The organism is Anaeroplasma bactoclasticum (assembly GCF_003550015.1).
Classification (GTDB): domain Bacteria; phylum Bacillota_I; class Bacilli_A; order Acholeplasmatales; family Anaeroplasmataceae; genus Anaeroplasma; species Anaeroplasma bactoclasticum.
The window spans coordinates 30,915-49,302 of record NZ_QXEV01000001.1 but is presented as its reverse complement, the minus strand read 5'-3'; the positions used below and the strand labels follow the sequence as shown (position 1 = coordinate 49,302).

The window sequence follows — 18,388 nt, the reverse complement described above, 5'->3', positions numbered from 1 at the left end:
ATCAATAAAAATGGCCGAAGCCATTTCTATTCTAATTCAATTTTTTTAATTTCTTTTTTGATAATAGAAACCAAATATAAATCTACTTGCTTACTAGATATAGTTTGTACATAATCCTTATAAATACCTAATTGTCTTTTATAAGCATCACTATCTACATTCGAAAGCTTATAATCAATAATATCAATATGATCCGAATATTCTACCATAAGGTCAATAATACCATGATAATTTAAATCATCCTTAGAAAATACAAATTCATGCTCCTGATAATATTTTCCATTACGTATATTTTGAAATAATGGATCATTTAATAAAACAGATAAATTCTCCTTTAATAATGGATTCATAGGGATATTATCTAAATCTATCGATTTAAAATCCATAACCTCTAATACTCTATGGAATTTTAAACCAAGCTCAATCGATTTTTTTAATTCCTTTGAAGGTAATTCCTTTAATTCCTTTGAAATTTGAGTTTTATATACCTCGTTAGGCATACAATCTTCTTCATATTCTATTTTATAATCTCCATTAAAGGATGATTTCATCTTTAGGGATGCCTTATAATCCTCTAAATGATAATCCTCTAGATGAATATCCTTAAAATAGCTAGATAAGCTATTTGCATAATAAATCATATCACTAAAGCTCTTGATATTCTTTTGACTTATATTCTTTATCTCTTCCTTAGGAAGAAGTAAAATCATCTTTTCTCTTGCACGAGTTAAGGCAACATATAGCAATCTAACTTTTTCAGATACATCCTCATCTCTAATCTCTTTGGAATATAGAGTTTTTATAATTGTAGATGATTTCCCCTCATCGACAAATGGAATAAATATACCATATTTCATAGATAAACCTATCGATTGTTTCATATCTGCTTGATTGAATCCCTTTGTAAGCAATGGGAAATACACATATGGGAACTCTAATCCCTTAGATTTATGAATAGTCATAATTCTTACTGCATCGGAAGCAGATACACCAGGCTTATATTCCATTTTAATACCAGAATCTAATAAAGTAGATAAATATAGAGATGCCTCATGAATATCATAGCCTAAGGTATCAAATTGCTTAAATATATTATGAATATACTCTAATACAACTAAAGATGAATCAACATCTCCAATTTTAGATAATTTATCATAAACATGAATAATACTATTAATGTTATAGAATAGGGTACTATAGGATATTTCATCTGTTATTAATAGATTTTTCATATCCTCTAGAATTGGATAATCTTCCTTTAAATAAATTAATCTATAAATATCCTCATCACTATATTCATATAAGAAGCTTCTAGCTATAGAAGCTAAGGAATGATAATACTCTTTACTATAATCCTTTGATTTAATTCCAGATAATACAGTTAAAATATTCTTATATAATGTTGGTAAAATAGATTCCTTTAAATCTAAGGATGCTTCTATAGATAATGGAATATTTAAATATTCAAAGATAGCTTTAAATGTTAAAAATTCACTTGCAGTAGATATTAATATTGCAAAATCATTATAGGATACCTTAGAAAAGCTCTTCTTACGTAAGGCTTGATTACCATTTAATAATTTTTCTTTTATATCTCTTGCAATAATAAATGCTTCTATTTCAGCTTGTTCAAATGGAATATCTTCATCCTTTTCATAAGATAAAATATCCATATTAAAATCAATATTTTGTTTCAAATCCAAATAATCTTTTTGACCAAATTGCATTTGATGATCCTTTTTATAATTCGCATCACCTAAAGAATCACTCATTAAAGAATTAAACAATTGATTAATATTATCTAATACTTCCTGTCTAGATCTAAAATTATATGTTAAATCAATTTTATATCCACCATCATGGCTTGCATATTTATTATATTTCTCTTTAAAAATATAAGGATTTGCATTACGGAAGCGGTAAATTGCTTGTTTAATATCTCCTACCATATATCGATTATTATTCTCAAGTAAAGATAAAAATGCTTCTTGAATATCCGATGTATCCTGATATTCATCTACTAATATCTCATCATAGGAATTCATTAATTCCTCTTTAACTAAAGAATCATTTTTAACTAAGGATATCGCAAGCTTTGCAATATCCATAAATCCAAACATATTTTGTTCTTTTTTATATTCAAATAATCTTTTTAATACCTTATCACAAACAGATAATAAGAATAATACATCCTTCTTTGTAGAATAGATTTCATCCCTCATCATATCTAAGGTAGTATATTCTTTAAATACATCCTTCTTTATTAAAGCAAGCTTATCTTTAGCAATCTTATGTAATTCCTTTAATCTATCATCAAAGTATCTAGAAGCTCTTGGAAATTCATATAATGCAATTTGCTGATATAAATTGGAATATGTATCATCAATAGATAAATGAGATAAATATTCACTTAATGGTAAATAAAAGGATTCTAATTTTGGATCATAGCTTGCTTCATTCGCCAATTCCTTTAAGGAATCTATAAAGCTTCTAACCTCTTCTTTTACATATTCCATATAGGAAGATAGAATTTCTTCTATCTTTTCATTAGAAAAATATCTATCCTCATATTCTTCTATAAATTTATCTAAATCAACAATAAGCTCAAGTCTTGATGTCATATCAAAGACCATATTTGCTACTTGCTTATCATCTTGCAAAGAATACTTCCTTAGGAAGGATAAAAAGGATTCATCTTCCATTAAATAATATTCTGTAAATAAATCACGAATAATTTCATTTTTCTTAATAGAAATTAAGGCCCCATCCATAATAGCAATACCCTTTTCTAAGCCAAGCTTATAATAGTATTTTTTTACAATAGATAAGGAATAAGAATCAAAGGTTGTTATATATGTAGAATCAATATATTCTGCTTGAGTAAATAATTTGTTTTCTTTAAGTTTTTTTCTTATTCTTTCTTTCATTTCCTCTGCCGCAGCTTCAGTAAATGTTAAAACTAAGACTCTTCTTATATCTCCACCATTTAAGCAATAATCTAATATTCTTTCGGATAAAACTGCAGTTTTACCACTACCTGCTCCTGCAGATACAATAATCGATTCTCCTCTTTTATGGATAGCTTCATCTTGTTCCGTAGTCCAACCCATATTATTCACCCTCCTTATCTTGGAATTTCTTTTCTTTTAAATGAATATAATCCCCATATGTTTTAAAGCATAAATCCTTATATGGACAGAACAAACAGGATTGATCCTTGTTATTTATTCTTTTTGGAGAAATAGAAAATGATGCGTCCATAATTCCATCCCTTACCCTATGAATAAATACATCCACTAGCTGAATCAATTCATTTTCTTCCTCTTCATCCATTACTTTTGCATATTTACCAAAAGAGCCATCCTTAATGGTAGCCATAGATTGGATATAATCACTCTTATTATAAGAAGGATCTAGTAAAGGAATTAAGCTTTTATCAAGGATAGTAAATCCTTGAAGCTTAAAGCTTTTTTCTCTTTGTTCTTTGATATCCTTGGAATTATCTAACGCAATCAGATTTACCTTTTGTAGATAAATACCAATAATATGGATTTTTTTATCCTTAAATTTTTCATATTTAGATAATAAAAACATATAGGAAGGAAGCTGTAAATGGAAGCCATCTTCTACATTATCTAGGGTAATAAAATCCTTACCTGTTTTATAATCCATAATTGCAGCATAAATTTCGCCATTAATTTCTGTATATAAAAGCTTATCAATAAAGCCATGAAATTTAAGATTTCCTTCCATATAAGATATATGTGCTTCACATTCTACTTTATTTAAGCTAGATAATGCTTCATGGTTTTTATTATATTCAATTAAATTTACTAATACCTCATTCATCTGCTCAAAATAGAATTTTGCCTTTTTGGCATCTTTTATATCGATATCCTTTATTCCTTCTTCTTTATGCTTTAAAGAAGAATCTAAAAAGGAAAAATCATCTTTATAAGAATCCTCTAATATTGCATGAGAATAGGTACCTATTCTTGTTGCGATTGAATCCTCATAAGAGGATAAATCTAATATCTTTTCTGCATAATAATGGAATGGACATTCAAAATAATACTTCATTGTAGAATAGGATAGGGATATAGAGCCTTCTTCTTTATATCTATCTATCATATGAGCTTTATCTATTCCTTTAAACTTATTATCAAATGTATTATATGGAATATCACTTAAATCATAATAATCTAGGGCCATATTTTCTTCTTTTGTCTTATCAAAAATAGATAATAATACAGATAATCTTAGCATATCCTCATCTTTGGAATAACCATAAAGAGGAGTCTTTTTTATAGTTTCTAATCCTAATTCCTGAATAATACTTGATGGGAATAATTCTAAGGTTTGTTTTCTTATTGCATAGGATAGATAAAGATTCTTTGTATTTCTTATCAAAGAAATTAGATTTTCTCTTTCCTCTTTATTCTTTTCTATACTTGTTGGAAGGAATAACTTTTCTAGCAAATTATCTGGTAAATATTCCTCATCCTTATAAATTTTAGGAGATATTCCTTGATTTAAGCCTAAATAGAAAACATAATCATTATCCTCATAAATAGTTGAACTGGATATATTTACCATATCCTCATATATTTTTTCTTCATAACTAAAGGATTTAAATGCCTTTTTAAAGAAATCAATATAATCTATAGGCTTTTTGTCTTCTAAGGAATAGGTAGTAATTAATTGAATTAAAGGCTTTAAAAATATGGAATCATTTAATTCTTTTAATATATCCTGAAATGATTCCTTTTCCATAGATAATTTAAGGAAGTCTTTTACAAAGCGAGTATGTAGGATATTCTTATTTGGCTTAAAAGCAATTGGAATATTATAGCTTTCTGATAGTCTTTTTAGAATGAATTCATAATCGGAATTCATATTCATTAAATAGATATTGGAATACTTTATTCCTTTTTTATGAAGAATTTTAATCTGATTACATATATCATATAGTTCATCTAAAATCGTGTCATATTCAGATACCTTAGGCTGATAATTCTTAGTTTCCTTAGGCATAAGAATAACTTCAGTTATTTTAGATAACTCACTTGTTAATTTTTCAAATTCCTTTGTTTCCTTAATATCCATAAAGGTAATAGGATATTGTTTTAATTGATATATGAAATATGGATCTTTTTCTATTAAATCTTCTTTTTCTAGGAAAGATTTAACTTTATATAGACTATCTAGCTTTATGTCATTATATGCCTTATTTTCCGTATAAGGAGCATACCTCATATATTCTTTTGCTAGGTCATAGGATATTCCATAATTAGATACTAAAGAAAATATAGCATTTTCCTTAACATATCCATAAAACTTATGGATAAGCTCCTTATAGGATATAAACATATATCTTTTAAATTCCTTTAAATTAGATAATATTCTCAATTTTACTTGATTATCACATACGATAAATCCTTCTTTTAGCTGCATAGGGACTATCCTCCTTATTTTTTTACCATTATAAAGGCATTATTGACATTATTGATGTCTATTTTAAAAATTTTTTTAAAAAAACAGCCTGATTTTTAATCAGACTGAATTTTTATATAGTTTAAATTGTTGAAACCTCAATTACATCAGCATTCATAGAGTAATCGGCAGTTTGTCCTGTTTTCTGAGACCAAACATCTTCGCTTGTTCCATATAATACAGTTACATCAAAATCCTTAGGGAACGCACATAATAAATAGTTAGATGTAGATATTAATGAGTTTCCTGAAGCATCTGTAGGAACTTTAATATATGCAACATTGCCATCTATAGCAACTTCTTCCCAATGACCTGCCTTACCTGTTGGCCATACCCAAGCTAAATAATTATTGCTTGCAAGATCTCTTAATCCTGAGATTGCAACATACCCTTCTTTTCTTTCAACCTGATAATATCTATATGTTTCTTCTGTCTTTAATTCACCATTATAAGCTGTAATAGTTAGTGTTGCAACACCTGAAGCATCTGGTTCTAATGTCATAGTAGCAGAGCCATTAAATGTAACTGCATCTCCACCATTAATAGAATAGGACATTGATGTTGCATGAGTAACATCAACACGAACTAAGAAATCATCATAGAAATAACCAATTTCATCAGTTAATGAAACTGTCGGATAAATTGTTGGTGTCACTTGCTCTAAAACCATAATTCCGCAAGCAGAAATACTAGAAGATACAACACCACCAGATACAACAACCTCAGTACCTGTTACTTGATCATAATAAGTTCCATCTTTAATTGCGTATGCATTAACTGTGAAGTTTTTAGCAACAGCTAATGGATTTGTAGAAATAATAACCATACCCTTATCTCCACGTTCTGTAACTACAAACCCTGGCTGATAAGAAATAGTTTCATTTTCGCCCATCATATCATTATGGAAACGATTAACAGCACCAATTTCAGCACTCTTCCAAGCCTTAGATCCCATATCACCCATACCCGTTGCGGCATTAGGTCTTGCAAAGTATAAAGGAGTTGCGCCACCACGGCTTGCCTCAAATGCATAAACACGGTTCATTGCTTCTTGCTTTTGAGTAGCACTTGTGCCATCTGCGAAGGTATCATGAGATTCAGCCCAAACAACAGCCTTAGTTCCATCCCCGCTAAAGGAATACTTTGTATTACCTAAAATTTTCTTTGTTGCTGTAGCATTTAATCCTTTACGCCAGTTGTCAGAATACTTTGAATCTGTAACACTCATATACTTTGTATAGAAAGAATAATTTCTTCCACCACCACAAGTATTTAAGATTTCTCCATAATAATACATATCCTTGCCAAACTTCTCTTTGGAATACTCAGAAGCAGCACCTAAAATTGTTGGCCAGAAATCAGAACCAAATCTGTCTCCATCATCTGGAGTTTCAATATGTTTTGCAGCATCAAATCTAAATCCATCAACACCACAATCGATACATTCCTTAAGTAAAGATGCAACTCTCTCTTGAACATATTTATTTGAAGTATTTAAATCTGGAAGATTAGATAAGCTATAGTAGCATACAGTCAATGCACTATCATCACTAACATTTTGAGCAAAGGAATGGAAATACTTTGCAAATGGAGCATCTGCAACCAATTCTGGTTCATAAGTACCAACTGCATCAGATATAGAAAGTGGATCTCCTTGCTCATTATTGCCTAAATGATTTGAAACAATATCGACAATAACCTTAATACCATATTTTTCTGCTTCTTCACACATTTCTGCCAATTCTTCTTTTGTACCCAAATAAGAATCTGCCGCAATGCTGAATGCAGCTGGCTGATATAATTTAAACCATTCACTCTTCCATCCACCAGTTTTAGCTGATGATTTGCTTTGCTGTACTGGTGAAGTTTGTACTGCAGAGTAACCACTTTGAGCGATTGCAGGAAGGTTTTCTTTAATTGTATTATAGCTCCAATTCCAAGCGTGTAATATTGTTCCATCTTGAATATTATCAGCCAAATCATAATCACCACTAGTTGTACCTAAAGTTACAGCCGAATCAAACTCTTTCACATCTATTGGATTATCCACTGTAGTTGTTGGAGTAGGTTTTGTAGTAGTTGTTGTTTCCGTTGTTGTTTCCGTTGTTGTTTCTGTAGTAGTTACAACTGTTTCCGTTGTTGAAACTGCATCATTTCCACATGAAGCCAAGACTAAAGCACCTAGACTTAATGCAAGTACACTAAAATATTTTTTCATATAAATTTCTCCTTTTTTGTTTTGTTTATTCTATTATAACAATTTTTTTGCAAAACAAAAAGAGGGTTTTCCCCTCTTTTTACTTACTGTCAATATCTAGGTGTATCTTCTTTCCTTCTTTAGAAGCTCCAGCATATAATACAGTACGAATAGCTTTTGCAATAGCGCCACCCTTACCAATTACTCTGCCTAAGTCACTTGGATTTACCTTTACCTGATACTGAAGGTCATCTTCAGAATCATTCAAACGTATAATTTCAACGTCCTGAGGATAAGCTACTAAAGGAAGAATTAAGTTTTTAATTAACTCTTCAAACTTTACCATAGCAAAACCTCTTACTTAGCGATAACTTTGTTTGCAACTAAAATGTTCTTAACAGTAGTTGTAGGCTGTGCACCCTTAGCAATCCAAGCGTTAACCTTTTCAGCATCTACAGTTACTGTAGCTGGGTTAGTTAATGGGTTATATGTTCCTAAAATCTCTAAGAACTTACCATCTCTTGGGGATCTTGAATCTGCTGCAACAATACGATATTTAGGAGCCTTATGAGCACCAAATCTCTGTAATCTAATTTTAACCATATATAATACACTCCTTTTTAAGTTTTTTATAATACGAGAAAGATTATAGCACAAAATAAAAAGGTGTCAAGTATTTTTTCTTGACACATTAATTATTTTTTCTTGACACATTAATTATTTTTTAAAGAATATTCTTTAATTCCTTTATTGTCTTTATTGTAGTACAATCTAAAGCATCCTTTGTAAATAAAATACCATCCATTCCAACTTCTTTTGCACCTATAATATCCGCATCCATTCTATCTCCAATCATTATGTAATCTTTAGGATTATTATTACCAACCCTTTCCATTACTCTTAAAAAGAAATTCTTATCTGGCTTAGCATAGCCTATATCGTCGGATATAAAATAGTCCTCAAAATATTCCTTTATATTTGCGATAGCTAATCTTTGTAATTGAACCTTACTCATTCCATTTGATGCAATAAATAATCGATATTTCCCTTTTAAATAATCTAATACCTCTATTACTCCATCATAAAGTGTAGCCTCTTTTTCTATTGCACTTCTATAGCATAAATTAAAGATTTCTTCATCTCCATCAATTTGCATATGATTCATGATTTCTCTAAATCTTTTCTTTTGAAATTCAATTCTTGTTAAATTTCCTTTAGCAAATTCATTAAATAATCTTTCATTTATATCTGAAAACATCTTTATATCTTCATCATTAGGAATAATATCTGTAAAGTTTTTTATTGTTTTAATAAAAGCATTTCTTTCTGCTTGATTAAAATCCATTAATGTTCCATCGATATCAAATAATATACATTTCATAAACTCTCCTTAAAAAAAGGGGCTTATTGCCCCAAATTAATTATCTAAATGAAACCTTATGCTTTAATGGGGAATCATATCTTAATTCTTGAATTAAACCATCCTCATCAGATACCTTAGCATATACTAATGTACCAGTTGCAGAGCCATCGGATACATATTCGATATATACAACAGAATCATTTTCTGCACGAGATAGGAAATAATCTGTTTTAACTCCCTTTTCTTTTAAAGCTAAAAAGCACTTATCATAATGCTTGCAAACATTATTATAGCCACTAATTGTAGTACCATCCTCTAAATATACTTTACAATCGTCCCCAATAAGCTTTTTAAAATTATCCGCATTTTTTATGTAATAGCCTACGCCTAATTCCTCTAAGGCCTGTAATAATAAAATCTCATGCTGATTATAGTTTGCTCTTGGTACATACTCAAGTCCCTGATATGTATAGTAATAATCATCATCCTTTAAAGCTAATCCTTTTTCTCTTCTTGCTTCATCCTTACTACCAATAGATACTGATGCAAAATAGCAAGATTGACCATAAATAAAGCTTTTAGCTATTAATACATGACGCTCAAATTCTGTCATTTTTACTTGCTCTGGAGCTAAAGATGATCTTACCATGATATATACAACATCATAGCCAGTACGACCAGTAATAGATACTCCTGTTCTTATATCATAATCCTTAGAAAAGCAAAAAAGCTTTATGTTTCCTTCTTCATATTCTGAAACATAATCTACTGCCATCTTATAGATATCATTTTTAGTTAATAAATCAGTATCCTTATAAGATGGGATACCTTCTTTCCACTTTGTTAACATAGTATCACAACTCCTTAAATGAGATTATTCTATTTTACCAAATAGAAGAAATAATGTAAAGAAAAGAAGACAAAATAAATAAATAAAAAGAGACCTTGGTGGTCTCTAATTAGCTTTATTCTTCTTTTTCCCAGCCCTGACACATTTTTACTGCCTTGTGCCATTTCTTAACATATTCTCTCTTTTTCTCTATATCCATTTTTGGCACATAGCAAGCATCTGCTGCCCAGATAGTTCTTATTTCATCGATGGAATTCCATACTCCAACCTTTAATCCAGCTAAATATGCAACACCTAGAGCTGTCGTTTCCATTACCTTTGCACGTTCAACCTTGCAATCACATACATCGGCTTGAAATTGCATTAAGAAATTATTTTTAGATGCACCACCATCTACCTTTAAATCTAAAATCTTTAAGCCAGTATCTTGCTTCATTGCATCCATTACATCCATTGTTTGATATGCAATACCTTCTAGGCAAGCACGAATGATGTGATTTCTATTACAGCCTCTTGTAAGGCCAAAGATTGTACCTCTTGCATACATATCCCAATGTGGAGCACCTAAACCTGTAAATGCAGGTACAACATATACTCCATTATTATCTTTAACCTTTTGTGCAAAATATTCTGTATCGGAAGAATCTGTAATTAAATGAAGCTCATCCCTTAACCACTGTACAACTGCACCACCAACAAATACGGATCCTTCCAAAACATATTGAATTTCATTATTGTAGCTTGCAGCTATAGTAGTAACTAAGCCATTTTTACTTTCAACATACTTTGACCCAGTATTCATAAGTAAGAAGCATCCTGTACCATAGGTATTTTTGATTTCGCCTTCTTTAAAGCAAGCTTGACCAAAAAGGGCTGCCTGCTGGTCACCTGCAACACCCGCAATTGGAATTTCGTATCCAAAAATAGATACAGTACCAAAATCATCACTAGATTTTTTTACCTCGGGAAGACAAGAAATTGGAATACCAAAATAATCACAAAGCTTCTTATCCCATTCGAGCTTCTTTATATTAAATAGCATAGTTCTAGAAGCATTTGTATAATCGGTTGCGAAAGTTTTACCTTCAGTTAGCTTCCACATAAGCCATGTGTCTACAGTACCAAACATAAGCTTGCCACTTTCTGCAAGCTCTCTTGCACCCTCAACATTATCTAGTATCCATTTCATTTTTGTTGCAGAAAAATAGGCATCTAATACTAAACCAGTATTTTCTTTAATATAATCCTGAAGTCCTGCCTTTCTAACCTCTTCTACAATCGCTGAGGTTCTTCTACATTGCCATACTATGGCATTATAAATAGGCTTACCAGTTTCTTTATTCCAAGCAATAGTAGTTTCTCTTTGATTGGTTATACCAATAGCTAATATATGCCAAGGTCTAATACCACACTGGGCAATTGCTTCTGTCATAACAGAATACTGGCTTGCATATATTTCCATCGCATCATGCTCTACCCAGCCTGGGTTAGGGTAAATTTGTTTAAATTCCTTTTGTACCTCTTGAACGATTTTACCTGAATTATCAAAGACGACTGCACGTGAGGATGTTGTTCCCTGATCTAGGGCAATAATATATCTTCTTTTCTTTGTAGGTTGTTCCATAATTCCTCCTATAAATCCCTTGAGGATATAATATTTACATCCGTTCCAAGTATATTTTTAACAATGATATCTCCACATTTTACCGGAGATTTTACAGTAACTGTATCTAATACCTTCATTACATCTAGCATTAGCTTTTTAGATATAGGCTTATCACATCTTACTGGTAATCTTTTTAAATCTGCACCGAGGATTGTCACAGTTGAGGTAATCACTCTTTTAGGGTCTAATACCTCTTGAAGCCCATAGGCTTCTCCTCTATTACAGGAATTACCTGTAACCTTCTTTAATTCTTCATCTACAGTTAGGTGACATCCTCTTGGACATGTTATACATATTAATTCCTTCATTTTAGTCACCAACCTTTATAATAATATCTTCTTCTAAATCCATAAGCTTATCCTTAGGTATTTTAATAGATTCCATTTCACCTGGAGCTAAATATAATCTCTTTACCTTAGCTAAAACCTTATCTTTAGATATAGCATAAATATATTTATCCTTCATAACACTTCTCACTCTAAAGAATATATTTAAGGAATCCTCTAAATTATTTACTCTAACCTTTTGAGGTACTGTATAGGATACCTCTTCCCCATTCTTTATTTCTAAGCATAATCCAGATAAATCATTACCTTTTTCAATATATTTTTGAGCAGCAACTCCAGCACGTCCTGCCTCAATCGATGCATTATCCGCAAGGTCATGTACATGAAGTACATTACCACAGGCAAATACACCAGGAATAGATGTTTCCATATTTTCATATACGATAGGGCCGTTTGTTCTTTTATCTAATTGAACACCAGCTTCTTTAGATAATTCATTTTCAGGAATTAATCCTACAGATAATAATAATGTATCACAATCAAATTCCATTTCAGTACCCTTAATTGGATTTTTATTCTCATCTACTTTAGATACAATTACCTTTTCAACTCTTCCATGTCCTATAACATCTGTAACTGTATGGGATAAGTATAGAGGAATATTAAAATCCTCTAAGCACTGTACAACATTTCTAGTTAAACCATTAGAGTATGGCATAAGCTCTACAACAGCTAAAACCTTTGCTCCCTCTAAAGTCATTCTTCTTGCCATAATAAGTCCAATATCACCAGAGCCTAAAATGACAACTCTTTTACCAACCAAATAACCATCCATATTACAATACTTTTGAGCAGCACCAGCAGTAAATACACCACTACATCTATCTCCTGGGATAGAAATAGCTCCTCTAGTTCTTTCTCTACAGCCCATAGCTAAGATAATTGCTTTGGCTTTAATTACTTGATATCCTTCTTTTGTATTTAAATAATGGATTTCTTTATTTTCTGTAATATGAATAACCATAGAGTCGCTCTTAACTTCTACATTGGTTTCTTTTAATAATTCAATGAATTTCATTGCATATTCTGGACCAGTTAATTCCTCTTTAAATCTATGAAGTCCAAATCCATTATGAATACATTGATTTAATATCCCACCTAAATGAGAATCTCTTTCTATGATTAATATATTTCTCTCTCCAGCCTTATATGCCTCATATGCACTAGATAATCCAGCAGGTCCTGCACCAATAATTACTAAATTATATTCCTTCATGGTGAATGCCTCCTTTTGTATAATCTAAAACAATATTTGTGCCTTCCTTATCCTGTAAAATATCCTTTGGCTCAAGATTTAATTCTCTTGTCATAATTTCTAATATCTTAGGACCACAAAATCCTCCTTGGCATCTTCCCATTCCGGCATTACATCTTCTTTTAATTGCATCAATAGATAATGCAGGAATTGGTCTTTTTAAGGAATCTACTATTTCGCCTTCCGATACTGTTTCACATCTACAAATAATTCTTCCATATAATTCATTTTCTTTAATTTTTGAATCTATTTCTTCTTTTGTCATATCCTTAAAGAATTTAGGAAGTGGAGTTATCTTAAACTTATTATTTAATTCAAACGGTAATCCTAAGAACATTAAAATTCTTTTTGCATAAGGACCAAAGGCAGGAGCTGCAGATAAACCAGGAGATTTAATACCTGCAAAATTAATAAATCCAGAAACTAAGGAATCTCCAATTAAAAAGTCATCATAATCTAAAATCTTCGCACGAAGACCAGCGAAATTTCTTATATTATTTCTATAATTAATATTCTCTAAAGTATTCTTAGCCATTTTTTTAATATAATCTAAAGATTCTTGATCTACGCCTACATCTTCTTTATCCATAATCTCTTTTGCATTAGGTCCTACAATTAAATTTCCATGACAGGTTTTAGAAACTAATACACCCTTACCTAAGCTAGACGGAGTTTGGAAAATAATATGATTTACAAGTTTTCCTTCTTCCTTATCTAATAAATAATAATCTCCCTTTACAGGAACGATTTTAAAGCCTTTTTGGTCCTTTAAAACCATATTATAGATTTCATCAGCATATACACCTGCACAGTTTATAACAAACTTTGTCTTTAAAACCTTATCCTTAGATTCTACTGTAAAATAATCATTCACCTTAGTTACATTAGTAACCTTGAAGGATAGGAATAATTCAACACCATTTCTAACGGCATTTTCACTAAACGCTAAACACATCTCCCAAGGAGATACAACGGCTGCACTTTTTGCAAGTAAGGCTATAGTAATGTCCTTATTTAAATTAGGCTCAAGCTTAAATATTTCTTCTCCTCTTAAGATAGACATATCCGAAACACCATTTTCTAAGCCTCTATTATATAATTCTAATATTTTATCTTCATCAGACTTCTTACCAATAACTAAAGAACCAATATTAGAATAATGGACATTAAATTTAGGAGCAAGCTCTTTATACATTTTAGAACCTTCAACATTTAATTTTGCCATTAAGGTACCTGGCTTTGGATCATATCCAGCATGTACAATACCAGAGTTTGCCTTTGTTGTTGAAGCACCAACATCATTCGATGCTTCAACCATTGCAACCTTTAAATTATATTTCGAAAATTCATAAGCAATAGATGAACCAGTAATTCCTCCACCGATAATTATGACATCATACATATACTCCATCTCCTTTGTAAGCGTTCTCATAACTCACTTAATTATATCACTGTTGACACAATTTTAAAACACTTAACAGAGGAGAAAAATGAAATATTTACTATCTAATTAATTGTTTTTCTATCACTATGATAGTCATAAAAATTCACTATGATAGTAATCTTCGAAAAAATATGAAAAAGCTCTAAAACTTTCGTTCTAAAGCTTTCTAAAAATATAAACAAATTTTCGTTTTCTTTACTTCTTTCCACACTTATTCATAAGCCCAAAGGCAGCAAGATGAAGCATACCAAAACCTAAAAAGGAAGGCATTGCAAGGCCTGGATTTCTATATGGCATAGCAATCATACCAATAGGGAATAGCCTTGTACAGAATTTATCATAATAATATAATCCATTATAAAAATATAATTCTTGAGGAACTCCTGTAATAAGCATTACATTTCTAGCCTCCCCTAGAGGAACTCTATTTTTAAGCTCATCCCCTCTTATCGCATTCATATTTAGTTTTACTCCACATTCCGGACAAAAATTACAGCCATCCATAATCTTTTTACCACAGCAAGTACAAAACATAAATGAACCTCCCTTTTTAAAATCGAATCTTCTACTTATATTTTATTTTAAAAAGGAAGCCTTGTAAAGAAAAATGGGCATAAGCCTTATGCCTATGCCCAAATTTTTATGCGCCGTATGTAGAAACTAAGCTTCTCCAGTTAGAGAAATTAGTCTGAGATGCTGTATAGTATGTTCCCTTAGCACAGTAAGAAGAAACACTCCAGAACATACATAAGCCATAAGAGTTACCTGCACCCCTACCACAAGAACTGTATTCTACTAAATTGTTGAAAGCAGATAATACTGCATTAGTATAAGTAGAACCTGGGTTGAATGTAGAATTTGCAGCAAGCTTATTAACGAAATCCTTAGCATCGAATGTACCGAAGTAAGTATAATCGCTATCTGCATAATGCTTTACAGACTTAACTAAAGTATTGAAGCTATTCTTATTAGAAGAAGTTAACTTAGAAGCAAGCTTAGTTGCCATAGTCTCCCAAGCATTCTTATAAGCAGCCATATAAGCTAAATTTAAGTAAGCTAATGTCTGGTTATTAGATGATGAATAAGTACCACCATTGTCCTGAATGAAGCCGTCAACAACAGCCTTTAAGATTGTAGTAGTGCTCTTCTTTGCATATAAATCATCTACCCAAGTATCATAATCCCAACCATAACCAGATTCAGATTCTTCTGATGCGATCATGTAGTTGAAATACTGAGAATTGAATTCAGCAACATCCTGTACGCTCATTAAGCATGCATCATAACCGATGAATTCTAACTTCGCTGTTCTACCAGTGTTAGCGAATGCAGTAGATAATGCACTCTTAACCTCAGAGTTTAATAAGCAGTCATCGCTATTCTTTTCATCGTAGCAAACACCTCTCATAGCTCCACCATGGTTCCACATGATTACACCAGTCTTTTCAGCTGGATAGCTTGTTAAGCCCCACTGTAAGAAGCTTGCGAAGGAAGATGCCTGACCCATGTTAACAAGTGAAGTTTGGCTATCTAATACTAACTTCTTGTTTGCAACATGATATCTCTGAGTATAATTTGCATTAATACCATAAGTAGTCTTCCACTTCTTTGCTCCACCAGTCTGGATGATGATATTAACATCACTTGGCTGTCCACTTACAGATAAGATTTCTTGGATATCAGATGTAGCTAAACCATAATTAGACTCTAAGTCAGCACCACACATATAGATCATGATTGTCCAAGCAGCCTTGTTTGTTGTTGGCTGTTCTGGTTCTGTAGAAGATGCCTTAGTTACTGTAACTGCACAAGTAGCCTTATAACCACCATCAGCAGTTGTTACTGTAATATTAGCACTACCTGCTGCCCTAGCAGTAACAGTACCATTAGATACTGTAGCTACAGTTGTATTAGAAGATGCCCATGTTACAGACTTATTTGTAGCATTAGATGGCTTAACTGTAGCTGTTAAAGCAAAAGTCTTACCAGCTTCTACTGTTGCACTAGTTCTATCTAAAGATACACCAGTAACTGCTACTGTGGTTGGCTGTTCTGGCTCTGTAGTAGCCTCTTCTGCCTGATATAAATAAATATTGCTCTTAGTTGTGCTACATGCGAAAGCAACACTTCCAGAATAATATCTAATATATAATGACTTGCTATAAACCTTAGCAGTAACATTTCCGTTAGTTGCAAAAGTTAATGTGAATGATGAATAACCATCATGTGCAGCATCAGCCTTTAATGTACCATTAGAAGTTGAATATAAATATCCATAGTTATCATCATAGAAGCCATATGTACCACTCTTAGTACCATTTGCTAATGTGAATAAACCAACATTAGAAGATGGAATAGCATAGCTTCCTGATTTTGTAAATGTCTCAGCTCCTCTATAGCTAGAGCCCTGAGTTGCAGAAACTGCATAATTTGCATTATTTGCAGCAATAATAACCTTTCTACCAACTACTAACTGAGATTTTGAAGTTACTAATTTATAATTAGTATCAGCAACTCTTAAAGTTCTTTCTGCTTTTACTTCACTAGCACTAGTTCTTACAGAAACCTGTCCTAAGAAAACGAACGCTAAAGCAAATGCCATGAAAGCAAAAGCAATTCTTGAAATAATTTTTTTCATTTTTTTCTCCTCTCCAAAAGATACAAACTATAAATCCCCTAAAAAATAAAAAAAATGCTTAATCCTTTACGGCAAAAAACTAAACATTCCAATCATTGTATTTTTATTAAAAAAACTACAAATCTTTCCCTAAGTGATCCCATAACTCGCATCCCTTATTATGTATTATACACACTTTATTCAAAATATCAACATTATTTTGAAACATTATTCAAAAATATTTGATTTTATTCATTTTTTGATTAACAAAATGCCTTAATTTGTGAATAAACGAAATTTTATTCGGAAAAGTAACACATTTCATACAAACATTCAAACAAAATACAACGAACTGTCTGTTTTGTAAAATAATCTTTATGCCTATATTTATACAAAGGCAAGACACTTGCTTAAAATATATGATATGACTTATAAAAGCAAAAAAAAGAAGCGAAAATTCGCTTCTATTCTTCTTCATTAATTATGTTTTCTTCTTGATATAAATCTTCTATATCCTCTTTAGGTTTATTCTTATCCTTATGAACCTTGATAGCAATTCGAATAATAGAATAAATAGAAATTATAATAGTTATCGCATTAAATATTGTATTTGGTAGGAGTGGTAATAATACACCATAAATACATTGGCATATACCATTTACAATTAATGCTGATTTTAATAATACCTCAGTAAAATTCTTAGATAAGCCAGATTTAGCAAATACAAATGTAGAACAAACAGAATATATAAACATACCACCAACAGGTAGATATTGAAACCATTGTTTTTCTGTCCATAGTTGAATTGCAACAATACCAACGCTTAGTGCAATAATAATACATAAGATATTTATAAACAAGATTAGCTTCTTCTTCGCTTCGTCAACAAATAATAAGACAAAGTTTTTGAAAAGCATTGTGTAATCCTGAACCATTCCGCCATAACCACCCTGCATCAGCTGGGCAGTACCATTTAAGCCATGACAGAAGCTTTGAATTGCAATAATCTTTTTCTTGCTGTGAAACAAAGATGAACTTGTAAATAAAGCATTTCCAATAAAGGAAATAACTAACGCAATAATACTTATAGTTTCTTTTGGCATATTCTTTTTCCTCTTCCGGCTTATTATACACCGATTTTTAAATTAAACAAGAA

The 18,388-nt window shown here is 31.3% G+C and carries 14 protein-coding genes; all 14 read right to left on the bottom strand.

All coding sequences use genetic code 11. The annotated features are described in order from the left end of the window. Positions 1 to 26 precede the first annotated feature (26 nt). The 14 genes from EI71_RS00205 to EI71_RS00135 all read right to left on the bottom strand — a co-directional run bounded on the left by EI71_RS00205 (position 27) and on the right by EI71_RS00135 (position 18,335). Positions 27 to 3,110: a UvrD-helicase domain-containing protein gene (locus EI71_RS00205; RefSeq protein ID WP_119015228.1), complete on the bottom strand. Its 3,084-nt coding sequence runs from the start codon at positions 3,108 to 3,110 to the stop codon at positions 27 to 29. Position 3,111: 1 nt separating this feature from the next. After that, positions 3,112 to 5,454 (bottom strand): PD-(D/E)XK nuclease family protein, encoded by a 2,343-nt coding sequence (locus EI71_RS00200; RefSeq protein WP_119015227.1) that lies wholly within the window; start codon positions 5,452 to 5,454, stop codon positions 3,112 to 3,114. Positions 5,455 to 5,575: 121 nt separating this feature from the next. Continuing rightward, complete coding sequence (locus EI71_RS00195) at positions 5,576 to 7,711, bottom strand: alpha-amylase family glycosyl hydrolase (protein ID WP_119015226.1); 2,136 nt, start codon at positions 7,709 to 7,711, stop codon at positions 5,576 to 5,578. Positions 7,712 to 7,790: 79 nt separating this feature from the next. Next, on the bottom strand, positions 7,791 to 8,036 hold the full coding sequence (locus EI71_RS00190; RefSeq protein ID WP_119015225.1) for a KH domain-containing protein: 246 nt from the start codon (positions 8,034 to 8,036) through the stop codon (positions 7,791 to 7,793). 11 nt (positions 8,037 to 8,047) lie between these two features. Beyond that, entirely contained in the window at positions 8,048 to 8,293 is a 246-nt protein-coding gene (rpsP, locus tag EI71_RS00185) for a 30S ribosomal protein S16 (RefSeq protein WP_119015224.1), read from the bottom strand. 121 nt (positions 8,294 to 8,414) lie between these two features. Continuing rightward, a complete protein-coding gene (locus EI71_RS00180) occupies positions 8,415 to 9,071 on the bottom strand; it encodes a YjjG family noncanonical pyrimidine nucleotidase (RefSeq protein ID WP_119015223.1) in 657 nt (218 codons plus the stop codon). 40 nt (positions 9,072 to 9,111) lie between these two features. After that, on the bottom strand, positions 9,112 to 9,903 hold the full coding sequence (locus EI71_RS00175) for a hypothetical protein (RefSeq protein ID WP_119015222.1): 792 nt from the start codon (positions 9,901 to 9,903) through the stop codon (positions 9,112 to 9,114). A 115-nt stretch (positions 9,904 to 10,018) separates the two neighbouring features. Further along, the gene (gene glpK, locus EI71_RS00170) at positions 10,019 to 11,527 is read right to left on the bottom strand and encodes a glycerol kinase GlpK (protein ID WP_119015221.1); all 1,509 of its coding nucleotides are present in this window, start codon (positions 11,525 to 11,527) and stop codon (positions 10,019 to 10,021) included. 8 nt (positions 11,528 to 11,535) lie between these two features. Continuing rightward, the gene (locus EI71_RS00165) at positions 11,536 to 11,877 is read right to left on the bottom strand and encodes a DUF1667 domain-containing protein (protein ID WP_119015220.1); all 342 of its coding nucleotides are present in this window, start codon (positions 11,875 to 11,877) and stop codon (positions 11,536 to 11,538) included. 1 nt (position 11,878) lies between these two features. Further along, positions 11,879 to 13,132 (bottom strand): NAD(P)/FAD-dependent oxidoreductase, encoded by a 1,254-nt coding sequence (locus EI71_RS00160; protein WP_119015219.1) that lies wholly within the window; start codon positions 13,130 to 13,132, stop codon positions 11,879 to 11,881. After that, entirely contained in the window at positions 13,119 to 14,603 is a 1,485-nt protein-coding gene (locus EI71_RS00155) for an NAD(P)/FAD-dependent oxidoreductase (protein WP_211320980.1), read from the bottom strand. Before EI71_RS00155 ends, EI71_RS00160 begins: the two co-directional genes overlap by 14 nt. A 207-nt stretch (positions 14,604 to 14,810) precedes the next feature. Beyond that, positions 14,811 to 15,149: a zinc ribbon domain-containing protein gene (locus EI71_RS00150; RefSeq protein ID WP_119015217.1), complete on the bottom strand. Its 339-nt coding sequence runs from the start codon at positions 15,147 to 15,149 to the stop codon at positions 14,811 to 14,813. Positions 15,150 to 15,255: 106 nt separating this feature from the next. After that, positions 15,256 to 17,253, bottom strand: a complete 1,998-nt coding sequence (locus tag EI71_RS00145) for a clostripain-related cysteine peptidase (RefSeq protein WP_119015216.1) — start codon at positions 17,251 to 17,253, stop codon at positions 15,256 to 15,258. A 443-nt stretch (positions 17,254 to 17,696) separates the two neighbouring features. After that, the gene (locus EI71_RS00135) at positions 17,697 to 18,335 is read right to left on the bottom strand and encodes a YgjV family protein (RefSeq protein WP_119015214.1); all 639 of its coding nucleotides are present in this window, start codon (positions 18,333 to 18,335) and stop codon (positions 17,697 to 17,699) included. Positions 18,336 to 18,388: the final 53 nt, after the last annotated feature.